Origin of the sequence: Pseudomonas sp. URMO17WK12:I6, assembly GCF_003253625.1 — a bacterium.
GTDB lineage: Bacteria > Pseudomonadota > Gammaproteobacteria > Pseudomonadales > Pseudomonadaceae > Aquipseudomonas.
Genome location: NZ_QKYZ01000004.1, coordinates 358,523 through 379,697, shown reverse-complemented (window position 1 = coordinate 379,697; position 21,175 = coordinate 358,523). Strand labels below are relative to the sequence as shown.

At 60.1% G+C, this 21,175-nt stretch carries 23 protein-coding genes and 1 pseudogene; 11 read left to right on the top strand and 13 right to left on the bottom strand.

Translation table 11 applies throughout. The annotated features are described in order from the left end of the window. Position 1: 1 nt before the first annotated feature. Both F475_RS10060 and F475_RS10055 read right to left on the bottom strand, forming a co-directional pair. A complete protein-coding gene (locus tag F475_RS10060; protein ID WP_111453836.1) occupies positions 2–1,579 on the bottom strand; it encodes a sensor domain-containing diguanylate cyclase in 1,578 nt (525 codons plus the stop codon). Positions 1,580–1,729: 150 nt separating this feature from the next. Next, complete coding sequence (locus F475_RS10055) at positions 1,730–2,257, bottom strand: DUF3087 domain-containing protein (RefSeq protein ID WP_111453835.1); 528 nt, start codon at positions 2,255–2,257, stop codon at positions 1,730–1,732. A gap of 228 nt (positions 2,258–2,485) precedes the next feature. On the opposite strand from F475_RS10055, the gene ppnN reads away from it, so the two are divergent. Then, complete coding sequence (gene ppnN / locus F475_RS10050; protein WP_018928007.1) at positions 2,486–3,859, top strand: nucleotide 5'-monophosphate nucleosidase PpnN; 1,374 nt, start codon at positions 2,486–2,488, stop codon at positions 3,857–3,859. Between the two features lie 274 nt (positions 3,860–4,133). Here ppnN and F475_RS10045 read toward each other — a convergent pair whose 3' ends face one another. The 4 genes and pseudogenes from F475_RS10045 to F475_RS10030 all read right to left on the bottom strand — a co-directional run bounded on the left by F475_RS10045 (position 4,134) and on the right by F475_RS10030 (position 7,204). Continuing rightward, entirely contained in the window at positions 4,134–4,493 is a 360-nt protein-coding gene (locus F475_RS10045) for a DUF6124 family protein (protein WP_111453834.1), read from the bottom strand. 428 nt (positions 4,494–4,921) lie between these two features. Next, positions 4,922–6,358 (bottom strand): FAD/NAD(P)-binding protein, encoded by a 1,437-nt coding sequence (locus F475_RS10040; RefSeq protein ID WP_111453833.1) that lies wholly within the window; start codon positions 6,356–6,358, stop codon positions 4,922–4,924. Between the two features lie 59 nt (positions 6,359–6,417). Next, positions 6,418–6,508, bottom strand: a pseudogene (locus F475_RS31010) (ABC transporter ATP-binding protein); the annotation flags it as partial. 132 nt (positions 6,509–6,640) lie between these two features. After that, positions 6,641–7,204, bottom strand: a complete 564-nt coding sequence (locus F475_RS10030) for a helix-turn-helix domain-containing protein (protein ID WP_018928010.1) — start codon at positions 7,202–7,204, stop codon at positions 6,641–6,643. On the opposite strand from F475_RS10030, the gene F475_RS10025 reads away from it, so the two are divergent. From F475_RS10025 to F475_RS09995, 7 genes are all read left to right on the top strand, one after another. After that, entirely contained in the window at positions 7,199–8,227 is a 1,029-nt protein-coding gene (locus F475_RS10025) for a DMT family transporter (protein WP_111453832.1), read from the top strand. The genes F475_RS10030 and F475_RS10025 overlap by 6 nt on opposite strands. 155 nt (positions 8,228–8,382) lie before the next feature. Continuing rightward, entirely contained in the window at positions 8,383–11,313 is a 2,931-nt protein-coding gene (locus F475_RS10020) for a monovalent cation/H+ antiporter subunit A (protein WP_111453831.1), read from the top strand. After that, positions 11,313–11,657 (top strand): Na+/H+ antiporter subunit C, encoded by a 345-nt coding sequence (locus tag F475_RS10015; RefSeq protein WP_007935994.1) that lies wholly within the window; start codon positions 11,313–11,315, stop codon positions 11,655–11,657. Before F475_RS10020 ends, F475_RS10015 begins: the two co-directional genes overlap by 1 nt. Next, positions 11,654–13,339, top strand: coding sequence for a monovalent cation/H+ antiporter subunit D (locus tag F475_RS10010; protein WP_111453830.1), 1,686 nt, complete (start codon positions 11,654–11,656; stop codon positions 13,337–13,339). The genes F475_RS10015 and F475_RS10010 overlap by 4 nt, the downstream gene beginning before the upstream one ends. After that, entirely contained in the window at positions 13,336–13,824 is a 489-nt protein-coding gene (locus tag F475_RS10005) for a Na+/H+ antiporter subunit E (RefSeq protein ID WP_111453829.1), read from the top strand. The genes F475_RS10010 and F475_RS10005 overlap by 4 nt, the downstream gene beginning before the upstream one ends. Then, positions 13,821–14,099 (top strand): K+/H+ antiporter subunit F, encoded by a 279-nt coding sequence (locus F475_RS10000; protein WP_008151692.1) that lies wholly within the window; start codon positions 13,821–13,823, stop codon positions 14,097–14,099. Before F475_RS10005 ends, F475_RS10000 begins: the two co-directional genes overlap by 4 nt. Continuing rightward, positions 14,096–14,458: a Na+/H+ antiporter subunit G gene (locus F475_RS09995; RefSeq protein ID WP_018928015.1), complete on the top strand. Its 363-nt coding sequence runs from the start codon at positions 14,096–14,098 to the stop codon at positions 14,456–14,458. Before F475_RS10000 ends, F475_RS09995 begins: the two co-directional genes overlap by 4 nt. 69 nt (positions 14,459–14,527) lie before the next feature. Here the strand turns inward: F475_RS09995 and F475_RS09990 are convergent, their stop codons facing one another. From F475_RS09990 to F475_RS09975, 4 genes are all read right to left on the bottom strand, one after another. Then, a complete protein-coding gene (locus tag F475_RS09990) occupies positions 14,528–14,965 on the bottom strand; it encodes a DUF3995 domain-containing protein (RefSeq protein ID WP_111453828.1) in 438 nt (145 codons plus the stop codon). 163 nt (positions 14,966–15,128) lie between these two features. Next, positions 15,129–16,145 (bottom strand): ABC transporter substrate-binding protein, encoded by a 1,017-nt coding sequence (locus F475_RS09985; RefSeq protein ID WP_064617035.1) that lies wholly within the window; start codon positions 16,143–16,145, stop codon positions 15,129–15,131. Between the two features lie 119 nt (positions 16,146–16,264). Further along, on the bottom strand, positions 16,265–16,468 hold the full coding sequence (locus tag F475_RS09980; RefSeq protein ID WP_007935975.1) for a hypothetical protein: 204 nt from the start codon (positions 16,466–16,468) through the stop codon (positions 16,265–16,267). Next, positions 16,468–16,938: a hypothetical protein gene (locus F475_RS09975; protein ID WP_111453827.1), complete on the bottom strand. Its 471-nt coding sequence runs from the start codon at positions 16,936–16,938 to the stop codon at positions 16,468–16,470. The genes F475_RS09980 and F475_RS09975 overlap by 1 nt, the downstream gene beginning before the upstream one ends. Before the next feature lie 410 nt (positions 16,939–17,348). Between F475_RS09975 and F475_RS30695 the strand changes: the two genes are divergently transcribed. The 3 genes from F475_RS30695 (at position 17,349) to F475_RS09960 (ending at position 18,367) form a co-directional block, all read left to right on the top strand. After that, positions 17,349–17,597 carry a hypothetical protein gene (locus F475_RS30695; RefSeq protein ID WP_081626538.1) on the top strand — a complete coding sequence of 83 codons (249 nt, stop codon included), beginning with the start codon at positions 17,349–17,351 and terminating at the stop codon, positions 17,595–17,597. Positions 17,598–17,757: 160 nt separating this feature from the next. Next, entirely contained in the window at positions 17,758–17,988 is a 231-nt protein-coding gene (locus tag F475_RS09965) for a hypothetical protein (protein ID WP_018928020.1), read from the top strand. Positions 17,989–18,127: 139 nt separating this feature from the next. Then, entirely contained in the window at positions 18,128–18,367 is a 240-nt protein-coding gene (locus tag F475_RS09960) for a DUF2789 domain-containing protein (RefSeq protein WP_018928021.1), read from the top strand. A gap of 7 nt (positions 18,368–18,374) precedes the next feature. Here F475_RS09960 and F475_RS09955 read toward each other — a convergent pair whose 3' ends face one another. The 3 genes from F475_RS09955 to F475_RS09945 form a co-directional block, all read right to left on the bottom strand. Next, entirely contained in the window at positions 18,375–18,578 is a 204-nt protein-coding gene (locus F475_RS09955; RefSeq protein WP_064617034.1) for a hypothetical protein, read from the bottom strand. Between the two features lie 121 nt (positions 18,579–18,699). Beyond that, positions 18,700–19,923 carry a methyl-accepting chemotaxis protein gene (locus F475_RS09950; protein WP_371924287.1) on the bottom strand — a complete coding sequence of 408 codons (1,224 nt, stop codon included), beginning with the start codon at positions 19,921–19,923 and terminating at the stop codon, positions 18,700–18,702. Between the two features lie 632 nt (positions 19,924–20,555). Next, entirely contained in the window at positions 20,556–20,960 is a 405-nt protein-coding gene (locus tag F475_RS09945; protein WP_007935965.1) for a TraR/DksA C4-type zinc finger protein, read from the bottom strand. Between the last annotated feature and the right edge of the window lie 215 nt (positions 20,961–21,175).

Below are 21,175 nucleotides of genomic sequence, written 5' to 3'. Positions count from 1 at the left end.
CTCAGTTGGCGATAACACTCATGTTCCGGCCACTGGCCTTGGCCACATACAGCGCCTTGTCCGCGGCGCCGACAATGTCGTCGGGCTGGGCTTGCGAGGCCGGGTCGTAGGCGCAGACACCCACGCTGACCGTGACCACGCCCTCCACACCCTCAACGTGTTTGATGCCGGCCTGCTGAACCGCACGGCGGATGTTTTCTGCTACCAGAAACGCCCCCACGTAGTCGGTACCGGGCAGCACCACCGTAAACTCCTCACCACCGAAGCGAGCCGCGAGATCGCCGGGGCGCTTGATGTTTTCGGTGATGATCGTGCTGATTTTGCGCAAACACTCATCGCCCGCCAAATGACCGTAGTGATCATTGAAGTTCTTGAAGTGGTCGACATCGATCATCAACAGCGCAAGATGGGTCTGGCTACGCCTGGCGCGGCCCATTTCCGCGAGAATGAACAGGTCGAATTGACGCCGGTTGGAAAGCCCGGTCAGTGCATCCTCCAGCGCCAGCAACTCCAGGCTGCGGTTGACCTCAATGAGTTTGTCCTGAGTCTCCAACAGATTGTTCTGAATATGATTCTGCTGCTTCATGAGGCGGATCAGGCGATAACCGAGAGCCCCCAGAAACCCCAGCAGCAACAGGACGATGCCCGCACTGAATATTGATTCCTGCCGCCAACTGGCCAGGACTTCATCCTTGTCGAGCCCGGCAAAGACGACAAGCGGATACCCCTCGACCCGTCGAAACCCCACGACCCGCACCACCCCGTCGACAAAGGACCTGACCGTTGCCGTACCGGAATCGCCCTTGGGCAACAGCTGGGTAAACAGCGGCCCTTTGGCAACACTGGTGCCGATATCGGCTTCGTTGAACGGGCGCCGAACGACGATGGTGGCGTCATCGGAGATCAGGTTGATCACGCCGTTATTGCCCATGTCGATGCTGTTGTACAAATCCAGGAAATGCTTGAGGTAGATCGAAGCCACCACCACGCCGGCAAACCGGCCATCAGGGTGATTGATCCGGCGTGACACGGTCATGATCCACTCACCGGTCGAGCGACTTTTTATCGACGGACCGATATGAGGGCCGCGGTCGGGATGATCACGGTGGTAGATGAAATATTCACGGTCGGAATTATTGGCATTGGGCGGTATGACGTTAATGGCGTTGGCGAGCCAGCGTCCTTCTTCATCGAACACGAACAGCCCATGGATCTGTACCAACTCACTGCGCTGAGCCTGGAGCAAACGTTGCAGTCGGGGAAATTTTTCCGGTTGCATGCCATCGATTTCGAGGCGGTCCACCAGGGAGAACAGTAGCGTGTCGGCCTGTTTGATCGATGCCTGCGCCTGCGAGGCCAGGGTTTGCGCCAGGTTGGACATCGCCACTTCGCTCTCACGCAGATGGTACTGACGCGAGTTCCAGCTTTCACCGATCACAATGGCCATCAAGGACAGGCACACCGAAATCAGCAGAGAAACCGCGTATCGAACCTTGAGCGTTGTCTCAACCGGCTCGGGCACCCAAGGCGTGGCGAACCGGGTGTGTTCAATACGATCTTTGACGGACGGATGCCCCATGACGCTCCCTGAATCCCTTATGACATGGCGAATTTTCCCGTTCGCCCTTTTAGCGCCAGCCAGCCGTGACCGGCGCTCAAACCATTACAACCCGATACCGATACGATAGGTGATTTGCACAAAAACGCTCATTGCCAGCGATCGTAATCGCTACATCGGCGTCTGTTTGATCGCCTCAAACCAGGCCGGATTCAATCGCCTCTGTTCGGTATCGATGCCCAACGCTTCCATCCGTGCCTTGTGCTGGTCCATCTCTCGGGCCAGCTGACTCTGGTCGCTGGAATTGCCGTCCAACTGGTGCATCTGGCTCAGCCCCAAGTGATAAAAGCGCAGCAGCTTCATGGCGCTCGGATCGCTCTGCTCCACCGCCGTCGTCACCTGGTGCATGACGTTGGTGACGCTCATCAGGCTGCGCTTGAGCTGCCAACCATAGACCGCTGGCGCCATCCACTCCTGCCTCCAGAACTTGCCGCGCATCAGCGCCACCGTCAGCAACAATGCGGCAAACACACCCCCCACGTTGAACCGCAGATTATCGCCACCGGGTTCACCGAACAACGTCACCGCCGCCGTCGACAGCACCATCGCCAGCGCCAGGAACATCAGGGCGATGATCACCGTGCTGCGCCGCGTCTGGCGTCGATAGGTTTCGGCATTCATTGGCTGGATTTCGAACATCGCGACGGGGTTCCTTGCATCGATGGTAAAAGGCGCTGTGACAAAAAGACTGCGAGGCATTATCGCCTCCCCGAAGGATTTAGCTATGCTGGAGCTCCTTTTCATCTTTTCATCGTCAAACGGGAGCATGGCGATACAGCGCAGTTCGTGCCATCTTCATCATGGATACACACTATTCGGATGCCATGCGCCGTTGCTGGCGGGTGACATCGTTTTAAGGATCATTGAATGACCCAACGACATGTAATCAACGCCTCGGTCAGCCCTAAAGGCAGCCTGGAAACGCTCTCCCAGCGTGAAGTGCAGCAACTGAGCGAAGCATCATCCGGCATCACCTACACCCTCTTCCGCCAGTGCGCCCTGGCCATCCTCAATACCGGCGCCCACGTCGATAACGCCAAGACCATCCTGGAAGCCTACAAAGACTTCGAAATCCGCATTCACCAGCAAGACCGTGGCGTACGCCTGGAACTGCTGAACGCCCCCGCCGACGCTTTCGTCGATGGCGAAATGATTGCCAGCACCCGCGAAATGCTCTTCAGCGCCCTGCGCGACATCGTCTACACCGAAAACGAACTCGACGCCTTGAGCATCGACCTGAGCACCTCCCAAGGCATCAGCGACTACGTCTTCCACCTGCTGCGCAACGCCCGCACCCTGCGCCCCGGCGTCGAGCCGAAAATCGTGGTGTGCTGGGGCGGCCACTCGATCAACACCGAAGAATACAAATACACCAAGAAAGTCGGCCACGAACTCGGCCTGCGCAGCCTGGACATCTGCACCGGTTGCGGCCCTGGCGTGATGAAAGGCCCGATGAAAGGCGCGACCATCGCCCATGCCAAGCAACGCATCCACGGCGGTCGCTACCTCGGCTTGACCGAGCCGGGGATCATCGCCGCCGAAGCACCGAACCCGATCGTCAACGAACTGGTGATCCTGCCGGACATCGAGAAACGCCTGGAAGCGTTCGTGCGGGTTGGCCACGGCATCATCATTTTCCCGGGTGGCGCGGGCACGGCCGAAGAGTTCCTGTACCTGCTCGGCATCCTGATGCATCCGGACAACCAGGACCTGCCGTTCCCGGTGGTCCTTACCGGGCCGAAAAGCGCCGCGCCGTATCTGGAGCAACTGCACGCCTTCGTCGGCGCAACCCTCGGTGAAGAAGCGCAGCAGCACTACGAGATCATCATCGACGACCCGGCCGAAGTAGCGCGGCAGATGACTCAGGGCCTCAAAGCGGTCAAACAGTTCCGCCGTGAGCGCAACGACGCGTTCCATTTCAACTGGCTACTGAAGATCGACGAAGGCTTCCAGCGCCCGTTCGACCCGACCCACGCCAACATGGCCAACCTGCAACTGAGCCGCAACCTGCCGCCCCACGAACTGGCCGCCAACCTGCGCCGCGCGTTCTCCGGCATCGTCGCCGGCAACGTCAAGGACAAGGGCATCCGCCTGATCGAAGAACACGGGCCGTACCAGATTCGCGGTGATGCCGAGGTCTTGCAGCCGCTGGACCATTTGCTCAAAGCCTTCGTTGCCCAGCACCGGATGAAACTGCCGGGTGGCGCGGCGTATGTGCCGTGTTACCAAGTGGTGGCTTGATACGCGAAACCCTGTGGAAGCAGGCCCGCGATGGCCCGCTTTCCCGAACCACCGGAAACAAGAAACCCCGCGTGATGCGGGGTTTCTTGTTTTTGGGGACTGAGTCAGTGGAGCCCACTGTGGCGAGGGAGCTTGCTCCCGCTGGGTTGCGAAGCGACCCCAAATCCAGCAACCGCATTTTTCTGGCACACCGCATATGCCGGTTTTGCGACTGCTGCGCAGCCGAGCGGGACGGTGCGGCGATCCGACAAGCTCCCTCGCCACAATGGGTCACTCAGTTCTGAGGATCGAGGTTATCCAGCACCCGGTTCACCGCCAACTCCCCAAGCATGACCACCGATTGAATCCCCAACATCACATTGCGATGTGGCATGTCCATCAACCCGACGAACTCACTGAGCATCATGCTCGCTGACGCCAGGGATTCGCAGGCATTGACCAGCAGGGTTTCGTTATCGACCTTCGCACCCACATGGTAAATGGTACTGAGTTTGCGCTTGGTGGCTTTGGGGATGGGTGGTTTGAGGTAGTGGTCGAGGGCGCGGTCGGCGGCTTCGTGGAGTTTTTTCGAATCGAGGGATTCGTAGGGGGAAACGTCGTCGGTTTCCGGAGGATTTGGTGTTGGTTTGAACATAAATGAAGCTCCTTGATCAGTGGAGCCGACATCTATCGCTGCTAAACGAAGAAGGTGGCGGCTGTACGCGGGTTAGCAGACCAGGGATCAAGGAACCCGGCGCACCGAAGTGCCCCACGCATAGCCGCCATAACGCGAATGGCGACACTGACGTGCCTTGATATTCATCGAGCTGCTAAACCCGATCGCTGATTCTTCAGCGACCCGGAAACGATAGAGCCCGGCCTCAAGGCGCACAAGCCGGCGGATTCTGGCGTAGTCGTAGGCAGCGGCGCAAGGCTGTGTAGTCTGAGTGAGTATCAGGAGATGTCGATTAAACATCGCCTGTTTATTGGTCTTACTGTGGATTTTGCGGTGGATGGGCTGGCCTCTTCGCGAGCAAGAGACTTGGCCTGCCCGTAGCAGCAGCCTCGCGGGCTCGGCAGCTGCTACAACAGATCGCTGACTAATCGCGCCGCAAGAGACTTGGCCTGGCTCGCCACATCAGTTACCGCCGTGCTCTCCCACCACATGCCGCGCAACGGCGGCCCCATGGCGAACAAACGGCTGGCGACCTGCCCGTCGGCGCTGAGTACCGCGCCATCCACCGCCGCAGCAATGCCCAACGCCAATGGCCCCGGACGCACCAGCCCGCGAGCGAGCAATTGCTGGGGCAACGGCCGCGCCACCCGGCGCCAGTCGTATTCGATGCCGCTGGAGTTGATCAGCGCCGCGCCATGCACCACGCAGGTTTGCGCCTCACCACGACGACGAATGCGGATGCTGACCTCACCGTCCGACGCAGGCTCGAGCCCCTTGAACGATGCGGCATGAATCCGCAACCGCCCTTCCCCGTGTAGCTGCGCCACCAACTCGGCACTCAGCGGCGGCGAGCGATGGTGATGGCTTTCCCACCATGGCCGTACATGCCGCACAAATTGCCGGCGTTGCACATCGGTCGCCTGACTCCACAACCGCCCGATATGCGCCCGAACGGTATCCAACGGCGCTTGCCAGTCGATGCCCTGAGCGATGGCATCGCGGCAATGCCGGCGCAGTTCGCGCACCAGCTGACGCGGTGTGCGAATACTGTGGTCCTCGGCGAGAAAATCCACCCACGCCGGCGGCTGCCTGCGCACATGCGGCAGCAGGCCATGACGGGAAAAGACTTCGATCGGCCCACGATGCCCGGCTTGCTCCAGCGACACCACGGCATCGACCATGGTCAGGCCCGAGCCGATGATCAGTACCGTCGACTGCGGATCGAGTTGACGCATGGCGGCCACATCCCACGGGTCGAGTGCAGCCGCATTCAAACCGCTGGACTCGGTCTGCGGCGTGCGTGCTGCCGGGAACATGCCGGTAGCTAGCACCGCGAATGCGCCTTGCAGACGCTGGCCATCGTTCAAGGTCAGTTGCACAGAGTCGGCAGAGGTCTGCAGGTCCACCACCTCGGCCCGCACATGTTCGACACTCGCCCCCTTCAATGCGCCCACCGCCTGCGCTTCAGCCAGACGCTGCTGCACATAAACGCCAAACAACCCGCGCGGCGGAAACAGTTCGCTGACCGGCACATGCTGCTCATCCGACTCCGGCCAGCCACCGGCGGCGATGTGTTCGGTCAGCCATTGGGTCAGGTCATCGGCGTTGTCCGGGTCGACGCTCATCCGCGCCGCGTTGCCATTGAGCGTATGCCCCAGTTCCACCGCGCTATAGGCTTCGCCACGGCCCAGTTCTGCCCGCGGCTCGATCACCAGAACCCGGCGCTGACCGGGCAAACGCAACAACTGCGCCGCCAGCATCGCGCCACTCAGGCCGCCACCGATGATCAGGATGTCAGCGTGACGGATGGCGTCGGTCGCCTGTCCGCTTGGGGTGTCAGTCATGGCGTTCTCATCGATCAATGTTTACCTGAATAGAAGTCGTGCGGATCGCCCCGTGTCAGTCACTCACCGGACGCTAGCCTGTGAAGCGTACTTGAGTGCCACGTTAATATTTTGCTCGGCCATCAGGAAGCTCACCTGCACGTCTCGATGCCATCCCCACTGTTTTCCAGGAGCCGAACCTGAATATAGTTTTCTTTTATTTCAACAGGTTGAATAATTATTCAAGAAACACTTGCAGCTTTAAAACAGCAAAGTGTTTATCCAGTGTTAGCCGGTAAACAGTCAAATCACCACATTACGCACAAACCGCGCCGCCACGTCCCCATCATTGCGATAAGAATGCGGTTGATGACTGGCAAACATAAAGAACTCGCCAGCCGCAATTTTCTGCGGCTGACCGCCAAGCATCAGGGTCAGGCAACCTTCGAACACATAAAGCTGTTCGCTGTAGCCTTCGGCATCCGGCTCCGAGGGGTAATGCTCGCCCGGTTCCAGGCGCCATTCCCAGAGTTCTACTTCGCGGGTGGCGGTGGCTTTGGCCAGCAGCACCGCTTTACTGCCCGGGATCGTACCGGCCCAGGCCAGTTCGTTGATGCGGCTCGGGTCGCGAGCGTCGGGGGCCTGGATCAGGTCGCTGAAGGCCACGTCCAGCGCTTCGGCCACGCGGTCGAGGGTGGTCAGGCTGACGTTCTTCTCGCCGGCCTCGATGGCCACCAGCATCCGGCGGCTGACCCCGGACTTTTCGGCCAGAGCGCTCTGGCTCATGTCGGCGGCGTGGCGCAGACGTCGCACGTTCAGGCTGACGTGCTGGAGGACCGAAGCCCGTTGGGTGGAATCTTTGTGCACTATATTGCTCACTGGGTGGCGTTGCGCAGTATACTGCCCAACTTCGGGCGCATTGTGCGTCTCCCTCAGATGGCGCGCAAGGTCATGACGTCAATGAACGCTTCTCATACTTCCCCCCGTTTCTCCCGGTTCAGCAAGGCCGAGTGCGTGCTGGTGCTGATTACCATGGTCTGGGGCGGGACCTTTTTGCTGGTGCAGCATGCGATGACCGTCAGCGGGCCAATGTTCTTCGTCGGCCTGCGTTTTGCCGCGGCGGCGAGCCTTGTTGCGCTGTTCTCCTGGCGCCATCTGCGCGAACTGACCCTGTTCGAACTCAAGGCCGGGGCGTTTATCGGCGTGGCGATCATGCTCGGTTATGGCTTGCAGACCGTGGGTTTGCAGAGCATTCCCAGCAGTCAGTCGGCGTTTATTACCGCGCTGTACGTGCCGTTCGTGCCGTTGCTGCAATGGCTTGTGCTGGGGCGTCGTCCGGGGTTGATGCCGAGCATCGGGATCATGCTGGCCTTTACCGGGTTGATGTTGCTGTCGGGGTCTTCCGGCGCGTCGCTCAATTTCAGCCCCGGTGAAATCGCTACATTGATCAGCGCCGTGGCGATTGCCGCGGAAATCATTCTGATCAGCACCTATGCCGGCCAGGTCGACGTGCGGCGGGTGACGGTGGTGCAATTGGCGGTGACGTCGGTGCTGTCGTTCCTGATGGTGGTGCCGACCCAAGAAGTGATTCCCGACTTCTCGTGGTTGCTGTTGTGCAGCGCTTTGGGCCTGGGCGCGGCGAGTGCGGCGATCCAGGTGGCGATGAACTGGGCACAGAAGAGTGTTTCGCCGACCCGGGCGACGTTGATCTATGCCGGGGAGCCGGTGTGGGCCGGGATTGCCGGGCGGCTCGCCGGGGAACGCTTGCCGGCGATTGCGCTGGTTGGGGCGGGGTTGATTGTGGCGGCGGTGATTGTCAGTGAGTTGAAGACCAAGGGGAAAGTTGTTCCCGAGATCGAAGAAGATTCGGTACAGGAAACCGAACACTGATCGTTCCCACGCGTGGGAACGATCGCGATCTCCTTTGAAACAATGATAAACAGGGTTTCTGCGTCTATCTTGTAGGATTCTGCGACAGCTTGGCGTTTGGTGATCGGGGAGCTGGCACGTATGATGCTTCACAAACTTCCGCAGATTAGAAGCCTATGTCCCTGATAGTTCTACTGCTTCTGCCTTTTATCGGCAGCTGTCTGGCAGCCTTGCTGCCGCACAACGCGCGTAATACCGAATCGCTGTTGGCTGGTCTGGTTGCCTTGATCGGCACCGTCCAGGTCGCCCTCTTGTACCCGCAAATCGCCCATGGCGGCGTGATCCGTGAAGAGTTCTTCTGGCTCCCCAGCCTGGGCCTGAACTTCGTGCTGCGCATGGACGGTTTCGCCTGGCTGTTCTCGATGCTGGTGCTAGGCATCGGCACGCTGGTTTCGTTGTACGCCCGTTATTACATGTCACCAGACGATCCGGTGCCGCGCTTCTTTGCGTTTTTCCTGGCGTTCATGGGCGCCATGCTGGGGTTGGTGATTTCCGGCAACCTGATCCAGATCGTGTTTTTCTGGGAGCTGACCAGCCTCTTCTCGTTCCTGTTGATCGGCTACTGGCACCACCGCGCCGATGCGCGACGGGGTGCTTATATGGCACTGATGGTCACCGGCGCGGGCGGTTTGTGTTTGCTGGCAGGGGTCATGCTGCTCGGCCATGTGGTGGGCAGCTATGACCTGGACAAGGTCCTGGCCGCCGGCGATCTGATTCGCGCGCATGCCCTCTACCCTGTTCTGCTGCCCCTGATCCTGATTGGCGCCCTGAGCAAAAGTGCGCAATTTCCCTTCCACTTCTGGTTGCCCCACGCGATGGCGGCACCGACACCGGTCTCGGCGTATCTGCACTCGGCGACCATGGTCAAGGCCGGGGTGTTCCTGCTCGCGCGCCTGTGGCCGTCGCTGTCCGGCAGTGAAGAATGGTTCTACATCGTCAGCGGGGCCGGCGCCTGCACCCTGTTGCTCGGCGCTTACTGCGCGATGTTCCAGAACGACCTCAAGGGCCTGCTGGCCTACTCGACCATCAGCCACCTGGGCCTGATCACCCTGCTGCTGGGCCTGAACAGTCCGCTGGCCGCCGTGGCCGCGGTGTTCCACATTCTCAACCACGCCACGTTCAAGGCCTCGCTGTTCATGGCCGCCGGGATCATCGACCACGAAAGCGGCACCCGGGACATTCGCAAACTCAGCGGCCTGGTCAAACTGATCCCGTTCACCGCCACCCTGGCCATGGTTGCCAGCGCCTCCATGGCCGGCGTGCCGCTGCTCAACGGCTTCCTGTCGAAAGAGATGTTCTTCGCCGAAACCGTGTTCATCAACGCCACGGCCTGGATCGAGATGACCCTGCCGATCGTCGCGACCATCGCCGGGACGTTCAGCGTCGCCTACTCCCTGCGCTTCACCGTTGACGTGTTCTTCGGCCCGACCGCCACCGATCTGCCGCACACCCCGCACGAACCGCCGCGCTGGATGCGCGCGCCGGTGGAGTTGCTGGTGCTCACCTGTCTGGTGGTGGGGATTTTCCCCGCTCAAGTGGTCGGCTCGCTGCTCGCCGCCGCCGCATTGCCGGTGGTGGGCGGCACGCTGCCCGAGTACAGCCTGGCGATCTGGCACGGCTGGAACGCACCGATGTTCATGAGCCTGATTGCCATGTCCGGCGGCATCGTGCTTTACCTGTTGCTGCGTAATCAACTCAAGCAAGGACGCTTCACGCACCCGCCGGTGATCAGCCGTTTCAATGGCAAGCGGCTGTTCGAGCGCAGCCTGGTGGTCATGATGCGTCTGGCCCGACGGCTGGAGCGGCGGATCAGCACCCGGCGCCTGCAAACCCAACTGTTTCTGGTGGTGCTCGCCGCCGTACTGGCCGGGGTGATCCCGATGCTGCACAGCAGCCTGAGCTGGGGTGACCGGGCGAAAATTCCGGGCTCGATCGTGTTCGTGATCCTCTGGCTGCTGGCGATTGCCTGTGCCCTCGGCGCGGCGTGGCAAGCCAAGTATCACCGGCTCGCGGCCCTGACCATGGTCAGTGTCTGCGGCCTGATGACCTGCGTGACCTTCGTCTGGTTCTCGGCGCCGGACCTGGCCCTGACGCAACTGGTGGTCGAAGTGGTGACCATGGTGCTGATCCTGCTCGGCCTGCGCTGGTTGCCGCGACGGATCGAAGAGGTGTCACCGTTGCCGAGCAGCCTGCGCAAGGCGCGGGTACGGCGGGTTCGCGACTTGCTGCTATCGACAGCGGTCGGTGGCGGCATGGCGCTGTTGTCCTACGCGATGCTGACCCGCCAGACGCCCAACGACATTTCTTCGTTCTACCTCAGCCGCGCCCTACCCGAAGGCGGTGGCAGCAACGTGGTCAACGTGATGCTGGTGGATTTCCGTGGCTTCGACACCCTCGGCGAAATCACCGTGCTGGTGGCCGTGGCCCTGGCGGTGTTCGCCCTGCTGCGACGCTTCCGCCCTCCGAAAGAAAGCCTGCAACTGCCGGCCCAACAGCGTCTGCTGGCGCCCGATGTGGTCACCGATCTGGTCAACCCGCGTCACGCCAGCGACACCGCGCTCGGTTTCATGATGGTGCCGGCGGTGCTGGTGCGCCTGCTGTTGCCGATCGCCCTGGTGATCTCCTTCTATCTGTTCCTGCGCGGGCACAACCAACCGGGTGGCGGTTTCGTCGCCGGACTGGTGATGTCGGTGGCGTTCATCCTGCAATACATGGTCGCCGGCACCCAGTGGGTCGAGGCGCAAATGAGCTTGCGGCCGCTGCGCTGGATGGGCACCGGGCTGTTGTTCGCCACCGTTACCGGGCTCGGGGCGATGGCGGTCGGGTATCCGTTCCTGACCACCCACACCTGGCATTTCGAGCTGCCGCTGCTGGGTGACATTCATATCGCCAGCGCGCTGTTCTTCGATATTGGCGTGTACGCCGTGGTGGTCGGTTCGACGCTGTTGATCCTCACCGCCCTCGCCCACCAATCGGTACGCGGTCATAAAACCAGCGCGCAAATCAGGCCCGCGGCCAAAGCCGTTGCCACCCAAGGAGCCATCTGATGGAAGAAGTCATCGCAATCGCCATCGGTGTGCTGGCCGCGTCCGGCGTATGGCTGATCCTGCGGCCACGGACGTTCCAGGTGGTCATGGGCCTGTGCCTGCTGTCCTATGGCGTCAACCTGTTCATCTTCAGCATGGGCAGCCTGTTCATCGGCAAGGAGCCGAACATCAAGGACGGCGTGCCTCAGGATTTGCTGCACTACACCGACCCGCTGCCGCAGGCGCTGGTGTTGACCGCAATCGTCATCAGTTTCGCCATGACCGCGCTGTTCCTGGTGGTGCTGCTCGCCTCCCGGGGCCTGACTGGCACCGACCATGTGGATGGCCGGGAGCCTAAAGAATGATGGCGATGACTCACCTGATCGTTGCACCGATTCTGCTGCCGCTGCTGACCGCCGCCATGATGCTGATGCTGGGCGAGAAACACCGCCCGCTAAAGGCCAAGATCAACCTGTTCTCCAGCCTGCTGGGACTGGGCATTGCCGTAATGCTGCTGCAATGGACGCAGACCACCGGTGTGCCCGGCTCCATCGGCGTGTACCTGCCGGGCAACTGGCAGGCGCCGTTCGGTATCGTGCTGGTCGTCGATCGCCTGTCGGCGTTGATGCTGGTGCTGACCGGGATCATCGGCGTCAGCGCCCTGCTGTTCGCCATGGCCCGCTGGGACGGCGCCGGTTCGAGTTTCCACGCACTGTTCCAGATTCAGTTGATGGGCCTGTACGGCGCCTTCCTCACGGCGGACCTGTTCAACCTGTTCGTGTTTTTCGAAGTGCTGCTCGCCGCCTCTTACGGGCTGATGTTGCACGGTTCGGGCCGGCCGCGGGTGTCGTCGGGGTTGCATTACATCTCGATCAACCTGCTGGCCTCGTCGCTGTTCCTGATTGGCGCGGCGCTGATTTACGGCGTCACCGGCACGCTGAACATGGCCGACCTGGCGCTGAAAATCCCGCTGGTGCCGGAAGCCGATCGCGGCCTGCTGCATGCCGGCGCGGCGATTCTGGCAGTGGCGTTCCTGGCCAAGGCTGGCATGTGGCCGCTGAACTTCTGGCTGGTGCCGGCGTACTCCGCAGCCAGCGCGCCGGTAGCGGCGATGTTTGCGATCATGACCAAGGTCGGCGTCTACACCCTGCTACGCCTGTGGACGCTGCTGTTCTCCGGCCAGGCCGGGGCCTCTGCGTACTTCGGCGGCGACTGGCTGATCTACGGCGGCATGGCGACCATCGTCTGCGCCGCCGTGGCGATCCTCGCCGCGCAACGCCTGGAGCGCATGGCCAGCCTGAGCATCCTGGTGTCGGCAGGCATTTTGTTGTCGGCCATCGGTTTCGCCCAGCCGAACCTGATCGGCGCGGCGCTGTTCTATCTGGTCAGCTCGACCCTGGCCTTGAGCGCGCTGTTCTTGCTGGCGGAGTTGATCGAACGTTCGCGTTCGGCCAACGAAATGCCACTGGACGATGACGGCGAGCTGCTGCCACGGCCCCTGGAATCCTTGCAGCCGCCCAAAGGCTTCAACCTCGATGACGACCAGAAAGCCGTGGTCGGTCAGGTGATTCCCTGGACCATGGCCTTCCTCGGCCTGAGCTTCATCGCCTGCGCTTTATTGATTATCGGCATGCCGCCGCTCTCCGGCTTTATCGGCAAACTCAGCCTGCTCAGCGCCCTGCTCAACCCGCTGGGCCTGGGTCATGGCAGCGACGAGCCGGTATCGAACGGCGCGTGGGGGTTGCTGGCGTTGTTGATCCTGTCCGGATTGGCCTCGTTGATCGCTTTCTCGCGTGTGGGTATCCAGCGTTTCTGGACCCCGCAAGAGCGGCCATCGCCCTTGCTGCGTCGTCTGGAATGCGTGCCGATCATGGTTCTGCTGGGGCTGAGCATTGCGCTGACGTTCAAGGCTGAACCGCTGTTGCGCTACACCCAGGCCGCCGCTCAAGCATTGAATAACCCTCAGCAATACGTGATGGCGGTGCTCGGCACCCGTGCGGTGCCGAGCCCTGAAGCCAGGGCAGCACTGGTGGAGGTGCAACCATGAAGCGTCTGTTTCCTGCGCCGTGGTTGTCACTGTCCTTGTGGCTGCTGTGGCTGCTGTTGAACCTGTCGATGAGCCCCGGCAATGTGCTGTTGGGCGCGGTATTGGGCCTCTGTGCCCCACTGATGATGCGCAAGCTGCGGCCGTTGCCGATCCGCATTCGTCGCCCCAGGGTGATTTTGCGTTTGTTCTTGCTGGTCGGGCGCGATGTGCTGGTGTCCAACCTCGCCGTGGCCTGGGGCGTGCTCAATGCCGGGCGGCGTGCGCCTCGCTCGCGGTTCATCAAGGTGCCGCTGGACTTGCGCGATGCCAACGGTCTGGCGGCGCTGTCGATCATCTGCACGGTGATTCCCGGCACGGTCTGGTCGGAACTGGCGCTGGATCGCAGCATTCTGTTGCTGCACGTTTTCGATCTGGATGACGAAGGCCCATTCATCCAGCACTTCAAGGCGACCTACGAGCGCCCCTTGATGGAGATCTTCGAATGAGCGCATTGCTGTCGAACGCGATCCTGCTGAGCCTGTTCATCTTTTCGCTGGCGATGATTCTGACCCTGATCCGCCTGTTCAAGGGCCCGTCAGCCCAGGACCGGGTTCTGGCCCTGGATTACCTGTACATCATCGCCATGCTGATGATGCTCGCGCTGGGCATTCGTTATGCCAGTGACACTTACTTCGAGGCGGCGCTGCTGATCGCCCTGTTCGGCTTCGTCGGCTCGTTTGCCCTGGCCAAATTCCTGTTGCGTGGCGAGGTGATCGAATGAACGCTGAACTGTCTTTGTGGGTGGAAATACCGGTGGCGATTCTGCTGGTGCTCAGCAGTCTGTTTGCACTGATCGGCGCGGTCGGGCTGCTGCGGATGAAGGATTACTTCCAGCGCATGCACCCACCGGCGCTGGCCTCGACTTTGGGCGCGTGGTGTGTGGCTCTGGCTTCGATCATTTACTTTTCGGCGCTCAAGTCGGGGCCGGTGTTGCATGCCTGGCTGATTCCGATTCTGTTATCGATCACGATGCCGGTGACCACGCTGCTGCTGGCCCGGGCGGCGCTGTTCCGCAAGCGCATGGCGGGGGATGATGTGCCGGCGGAAGTGAGTAGTCGGCGCACGGAACCCGGGAGTTAGTTCAGGGATTTGTGTTGATTGGCGGGATCTCTTCGCGGGCTTGCTCGCGAAAGCGATTGACCGCCCCCCTCAGATCCAGGCCACTGCCAGCAACCCGGCCCCCAACACCAAGCACAACGGCGAATACGCCCAAGTGTCGAGCCGGGCAAACTTCGAACCCTTGACCTGCTTGAAGAACCCCACCAGATTCGAATCGCCGATCGCCCGAGCGAACATCAGCAGCGCAATCGCGCTAATCACCCATTGCAACGACCAGTGATGCACCGTGGGCAGATACAGCCCGACCCGCAGGCACACCAGCATCGCAATCAGCAGCAAACCCACCGCCACCAGCAGCGTGCCAAAGCCCGATGGCTTGAACGCCGGCCTTGATGCCTCACCGCCCTCCCCGGGTACGCTCGGTACCACCGCCTCGCTACCCCACTTGCCACCCGCCGCCCAATACAGGTGGATCAGACTGATGACCAGAAAGATTGCAGCAATCCATTGCGCGACCAAAAGGCTCATATTCAGACGTCCCGTGTGAAATGTTGCAGCAGAATGAACTTCCTTGCGCGATTTTAAAAGCACCCGGCACAAGCTGGCGAAGCCTGCAATCTTTTGACTTTGCTTCCAACGGCAAAATCAAAAGATCGCAGGCTTCTACGGGTTTTATGTACACCCGAGCAGTTTATTTCAGCTGGGCAGCGACTTTATCCGCCACATCCTTGGGCACCCAGGCCTGCCACACCTGCGGGTTCGCCTTCATGAACGCCTCGGCCGCTTGACGTGGCGGAGTGTGTTTTTCACTCATCTCCGCCAGGGCCTTGTTCAACGCTTCGATCGGTAAATCGACCTTGCTGAAGAACTCGGTGAGCTGTGGGTACTGTTTCTGGAACGGCGCGGACACACCGATGGACAGCTTCGAGGGCAGTGAGCGAGTCGGCTTCGGATTAGGGTTGTCGGCCTCGGTCAGGGTTTTCCAGGCTTCGGCGTCGAATGGCGGCTCTTGCAGTTGAATCAGCTTGAAACGGCCGAGCAATGGCGTCGGTGACCAGTAATAGAACAGGACTGGTTTGCCGCGACGAATCGACGAACTGATCTCTGCGTCCAGCGCCGCCCCCGAACCACTGCGAAAGTTCACGTAGCTGTCGTTCAGCCCATAGGCCTTGAGCTTCTGCTTGTTGACCACCTCCGACGTCCAGCCGATCGGGCTGTTCAGGAAGCGTCCCTTGCTCGGGGTTTCCGGGTCTTTGAACACATCCTTGTAGCGCGGCAGATCACTGACACTGCGCAGCCCCGGCGCCAGCGGCTTGATGCCCTTGGCCGGGTCGCCCTTGATCACGTATTCCGGCACCCACCAGCCCTCGGTGGCGCCCTTGACCGTATCGCCCAGGCTCGCGACTTTGCCCTCGGCCTCAGCCTTGACCCAGACCGGACTGCGGCCCGCCCACTCTTCGCCAATGACCTGAATGTCATTGTTGGCCAAGGCGGTTTCCAGGGTAATGGTCGTTCCGGGCAAGGTATCGGTCGGCAAGCCGTAGCCCTGCTCGACGATGATCCGCAGAATCTCGGTGATCAGGCTGCCACTTTCCCAATTCAGGTCGGCAAAGTGAATCGGTGCCTGGGCAGCGAATACCGGAACGGGTGAAACCAACAAGCCGAACGTGGCCAGGGTAGCGGCCAGTAACCGTCGTAATCCCTTCATGCTCTTGCACCTCGTGCTGTTCACAGCAATAGCAGGATGGCCTGACAAAGAAGACCACAAGCCTCTGAATACTCAGTCAACTGACTGTAGTAGAGGTTTCTGCTTTCGAGGGGCGAGGATTATTTTTCGGAAGGTTCCTGCAAGCGCGCAAGCTCTCTTCTGACCATGCTGGCGTACGCCGCCGGGCGCAACATATAAATCTGTGACGCTACCCAACTCAGCCAGGCTCCCTGCAGAACGGCCTTTTCAGCCAACAGGCGCTGGGCCTCGGCGTGTGCACTGGCCTGGTTCTGTTCATGGAAATCGGCGCGGGTCTGGGTCATTAGTCGCTGGCCTTGAAGGTCACCAGTTCGCCTTTGCGCCACTTGGCGGCCTTGGCAGTCACGGCTTTCAGTGTCTTGGTCAGGCCTTCCTGCAATTGTTGGTGGGCCGCAAACACCATCACCACGCTATGACCTTCCTTGAACACAATGCCGTGGCCGTCTGCGGTGGTCACGAACGCGTAATCCCCCAGTCCGTACACCGTCAATTTGATTTCGCGGAACTTGATATCCAGTTTTCCGCCTTCGCGGCTGGGCAATACGGAAGCGCTGAAATGATCGCCGACCTTGAGTTTCAGCCCGGGCTTGTCGTCTACCACCAGCGCGGCTTCGGTGTCGATCTCGGCAATGTAAATGCCTTCAGCGTTCTGTTCGGTGATGTAGACGAAACGTGACTGAAACTGTTTAACCAGCTTTGCGCGCAAATCACCCAGTACGAACAAAGCATGCATATCGAGATTACTTACTGCCAAGGAAACATCCCCACATCTGAAAATGATGCCGCACGCAGGAAACGCGCACAGCAGAAAAAAGCGGCAATGCCGAGGTTTAGCCAAATGACCCGGGTCGTAATCCTGGAACGAGCAGAGGGCTCATTCATCGCGAGGTTTGGGAAGATTACTGGAACATCCCCCGCATCGTCTTGCCTGGCGGTCGTCAGAGGTTGAAGGAAAACGCCCTTCTGACGGCCAGAAAAACCGGATCACCAACTTTAGGGAAAAATCTCTTTAAAAAAAGCACTTTTCTGACATATCGCCAGTAAAAAATTGCTTTAGATGGGCAGCAATCGCCAACCAGTGAGAGCGATTCTAGAGCAGCCATGCTCACCGAGACTACCCAAAACAACGTACGCACGTCGGTAAAACCACGAAAAGGACTTCATATGTGCACACTGACTCACTTCGCCCAGCCTCACACACACCACACAAACGGCTCGTCACTTCTGCAATCGATAGTACTCCGCCAGCAGGATTTCCTCCCTGAAGCGCATCTGCTCCCGCGTTTTCAGGTGGTATTGGCCGGCAACGCCTTTTTCCACATCAGGGAAATATCCACCGGACGTGTCAGAGGTTTCCGCGCCGACCATAACGAAGCCTGCGCCCTTGCCCGCTCGCTCGAGTCTCGCAACTGACTCATCTTGCGGCATTCACATTTATAGACGTTTCGTCACGCCGGCGACTTAACTCAGCCGCCGGCAGGCAACTACTGCCATACTGCCCGCCCCATGAAACCCGTCTCCAGGGTGGACGGCGCTCAATACAAACATAATATTTCAAAGGGAAGACTGCTACGTGACGGAATTTGATATCGGTGAATTTTTTATCCGGGGCGAAGCCAGAGAGGTCGACGGTGAATTCCAGGCAGTCATTATCATGCGCGCCAAACCACCGTTGACCACGGTGTCGTATCACCAGGTCGAAAAGGATCGCTGGTTCAAGACTGCGGAAGTCGCGACGATTGCCGCCCAGGAGTCCGCCAAAGCCCTGAAGCTTGCCGTCGATGAGGGTGCGTTGAAGGGCTGACCATCGGGTTTACAGTCTATGCTCATCCCTGCTTTGAACATCGTTATCGAACTCCCTGGCGCGCGGCCCCCTCAGATGCAATGAAGCCGCACCTCAGACCTCACGCCCGAGGCGATTGATTATCTGCAAGGAGATGAAGATGGATTCACCCACACATGACTTGAAAGGCTTGTTCGACCAGCTCGGCCTGGACTCCAGCGAAAAGGCCATCGACGATTTCATTGCCCTGCATTCACCGTTGCCCGATGACAAGAAACTCATCGATGCCGAGTTCTGGACTCCGCAACAAGCCGGCTTCCTCAAGGAACAACTGCGTGAAGACGCCGATTGGGCGCACGTGGTCGACGACCTGAACCTGCGCATGCACCAGATTCACTAGCTGAGGCTCAATGCAGGCTGTCGGGCATTTCGACGTTCAATTGTGCCAACCAGGCAGCCCTGCACTCCTCGGCTTCATTACGACTGGAGAACACCGTCCCCCGGCGCTCACCGTTGAGCAGCACCACCCAACAGACGCTCTGCCCCATCGCTCGCAAACTGGCGGGCACGCCGCTGCCAATCATGACCGCGACATCGACTTTGCTTTGCATGCTGACCTCTCGAATTTCATTAGCGACCTAACTATGCAGGCATGTTAATGAGTTCATCCTCGAGGAAACAGCAACAGCGCTGCACAGCTTCGTTGCATATGCGGTAACAATTGCCAGGCTATCAGCGAGGCTTTTCCGGTTTGTAGCCCAACCGCAATCCACCCCAATGACGACCCTTGAGCATGATCGGCACCGAGAGGTCGTGCATCAGTTCACCGGTGTCGCGGGTGTAGGTCTGCAACAGTACGGCCTGCTGGTGGCTGCCACAGCGAATCCCGGTGCGGTCGGCGAACTTGCGCTTGGTGCGGTTTTGCAGGGTATCGACTTGCACGTCGCCGGTCAGTGGCTGGCTGAACACCGTGTTGTGGGTCGGCACATACCCCTGCTGCGTGCAGGCAATGGCGAACACCAGGCCTTCGTGACGCGGCAGCAACGGTTCCTGAATCGCCGGCAAGACCTGATCGGTGTAACGGTCGAAGCGGGTCTGGTATTTGGTCGGGCTGGTGTTGGGGATCGTCTGATAATTGCGATCAAACAGGTCGTCGAGGCTGATCCGGCCCTGGTCGATATCCGCCTCGAAACGCGCCGCAATCTGACTCGCCCCTTCGCGGGCCAGGTCGTAAATCCGCTGATGATAGTCATCCAGCCCGACTTCGGCGAGACGTTCACTGATGGTTTCGGCCTGCCCTTCCATTTGCACCGCCGCCTGGGCCAGGCGCTGGGTTTGCTGGTCACTGATCGCCAGGTCGCTGCGCATTTGTTCGATGGCGTGGAACAGGCTGTCGAGTTGTTCGCGATTAGTGTCTGCACCCAGAGCGATTTCCCCGACCTGCCTTTCAACACCGGCGGCCAGGCGCGCGATGTTTTCCAGGTGCTGCCCCGTGTGCTCGACCTGCGCAACGCCAGTATTGAGGTCGCTGGCCAACTGACGAATCTGCTCCACCACTTGCGCCGTGCGTTGTTGAATGTCAGCGACCATCTCCCCGACTTCGCCGGTCGCCGTCGCCGTGCGCGCGGCCAGGCCACGAACCTCATCGGCCACCACCGCAAACCCGCGACCGTGTTCCCCGGCCCGCGCCGCTTCGATGGCTGCGTTCAACGCCAACAGATTGGTCTGGCTGGCGATGGACTGGATCACCAGCGTGACCCGCTGGATATCGTCACTGCGCAGGCTCAGGGCTTCGATCAACTCGCGGCTGCTGCTGGCACGCTGACTGAGTTGATGCATGCGCGCGATGGACTCGATCAGTTCCGTACGCCCTGCCGCGCTGCTCTGATGGGCTTCGCTCGCCGCGCTCAAGGCTTCCCGGCTGAGTGTCGAGGTAGCCTGTTCGGTGGCGATCATCACTTCAGCGCTGCTGACAATCTGTGCTGCGGCGCCGAGTTGCGATTGCAGCTTGTCGGCCAGTTGCTTGACCGAAAAGGCCACGCCGGCCGCCGACAAGGCGTTATGACTGGTGGTGTAGGAAAGATCGCGAGTCAAACCGGCGATGGCGCTGGCGTTGTCAGCCGGGGTTGCCTGCGGCAGCGTGCGCGAGCGCAGGCGCGGCAGCCAGATAATCAGCACAGCCAATGGCAGGCCAAGGTAAAGCGACCAGCCAGCCAATGCCATGCCACACAGCAAGAGCATCAGGGCGATGCTTTGCAGAGTCGGCGTGAGCCACTGGTTTTTCGGCAAAAGTACGGCTGCGGGCACTGCCCCAGCCAGAGACCCGTCTCGCATCATCGTTTGTCACCCCAGGCATCTTCTAATTGTTGTATCCGCATTAAACGCCACCACAAGGCCATTATCTATGGTCCGTTAGTAGTGGGGGGTTGCAGCAGATCAATAGAAGTGCACGGGTGTTTTCGCAGACGTCGAAAAGCAAAGATCGCAGCCTTCGGCAGCTCCTGCACGGGTTCACATAAACCTGTAGGAGCTGCCAAAGGCTGCGATCTTTTCAAGGCAGCCAGTTATTAGCTGGCTGCCTCACAGAATCAGGCCTGACGCTGGTGCTTGTCGATCTGCTCGTGACGTTCTTGAGCTTCGATGCAGTACTTGGTGGTCGGGCTGATCAGCAGGCGCTTGAGGCCAATTGGCTCGCCGCTGTCATCGCACCAGCCGAAGCTGTCTTCCTTGATGCGTTCCAGGGCCTGTTCCAACTGAGGCAGCATGCGCTGGTCGCGATCGATCGCGTTCACCAGCCAGGTGCGCTCTTCTTCGACAGAAGCTGCGTCAGCCGGATCGGCCGGGGTGTCCAGGCTCTCGATGGCGATGCGATTCTGTTCGATGCGCTCATGGGTTTCGACTTTCATGTTCTGCAACAGCTCAGAGAAAAAAGCATGTTGCTCGGCATTCATGTAGTCATCCGCCGGCATGGCCAGCAACTTGTCCTTTGTCATTGATATCTCTATAAAAAAACGTGCATTAAGGCGAATTAGGGAGCGTTCCGTTGAGCCTTGTGCGGTCATTGGAACGGCGCCGTTTATTCCAAGCGCCACCCGGCACTCAATTTACGAGGGGCGGCAGTCTAAGGCCGACTTGAGGCCTCAGCAACTGAAAAGACAGCAAATCTGTCCGACAAAGCCCTGAAAGTGCTCTATGGCGAGCTTTGAGG

Coding starts and splice junctions, on each gene's coding strand:
- F475_RS09945 (WP_007935965.1), bottom strand. CDS start 20,960: ATGACAAAGGACAAGTTGCTGGCCATGCCGGCGGATGACTACATGAAT.
- F475_RS10060 (WP_111453836.1), bottom strand. CDS start 1,579: ATGGGGCATCCGTCCGTCAAAGATCGTATTGAACACACCCGGTTCGCC.
- F475_RS10020 (WP_111453831.1), top strand. CDS start 8,383: ATGTCCCTGATAGTTCTACTGCTTCTGCCTTTTATCGGCAGCTGTCTG.
- F475_RS09985 (WP_064617035.1), bottom strand. CDS start 16,145: ATGAAGGGATTACGACGGTTACTGGCCGCTACCCTGGCCACGTTCGGC.
- F475_RS09980 (WP_007935975.1), bottom strand. CDS start 16,468: ATGACCCAGACCCGCGCCGATTTCCATGAACAGAACCAGGCCAGTGCA.
- F475_RS10045 (WP_111453834.1), bottom strand. CDS start 4,493: ATGTTCAAACCAACACCAAATCCTCCGGAAACCGACGACGTTTCCCCC.
- F475_RS10015 (WP_007935994.1), top strand. CDS start 11,313: ATGGAAGAAGTCATCGCAATCGCCATCGGTGTGCTGGCCGCGTCCGGC.
- F475_RS09960 (WP_018928021.1), top strand. CDS start 18,128: ATGGATTCACCCACACATGACTTGAAAGGCTTGTTCGACCAGCTCGGC.
- F475_RS09995 (WP_018928015.1), top strand. CDS start 14,096: ATGAACGCTGAACTGTCTTTGTGGGTGGAAATACCGGTGGCGATTCTG.
- F475_RS10055 (WP_111453835.1), bottom strand. CDS start 2,257: ATGTTCGAAATCCAGCCAATGAATGCCGAAACCTATCGACGCCAGACG.
- F475_RS09950 (WP_371924287.1), bottom strand. CDS start 19,923: ATGATCGCCACCGAACAGGCTACCTCGACACTCAGCCGGGAAGCCTTG.
- ppnN (WP_018928007.1), top strand. CDS start 2,486: ATGACCCAACGACATGTAATCAACGCCTCGGTCAGCCCTAAAGGCAGC.
- F475_RS09955 (WP_064617034.1), bottom strand. CDS start 18,578: ATGCAAAGCAAAGTCGATGTCGCGGTCATGATTGGCAGCGGCGTGCCC.
- F475_RS10005 (WP_111453829.1), top strand. CDS start 13,336: ATGAAGCGTCTGTTTCCTGCGCCGTGGTTGTCACTGTCCTTGTGGCTG.
- F475_RS10010 (WP_111453830.1), top strand. CDS start 11,654: ATGATGGCGATGACTCACCTGATCGTTGCACCGATTCTGCTGCCGCTG.
- F475_RS10040 (WP_111453833.1), bottom strand. CDS start 6,358: ATGACTGACACCCCAAGCGGACAGGCGACCGACGCCATCCGTCACGCT.
- F475_RS30695 (WP_081626538.1), top strand. CDS start 17,349: ATGTGCACACTGACTCACTTCGCCCAGCCTCACACACACCACACAAAC.
- F475_RS10000 (WP_008151692.1), top strand. CDS start 13,821: ATGAGCGCATTGCTGTCGAACGCGATCCTGCTGAGCCTGTTCATCTTT.
- F475_RS09990 (WP_111453828.1), bottom strand. CDS start 14,965: ATGAGCCTTTTGGTCGCGCAATGGATTGCTGCAATCTTTCTGGTCATC.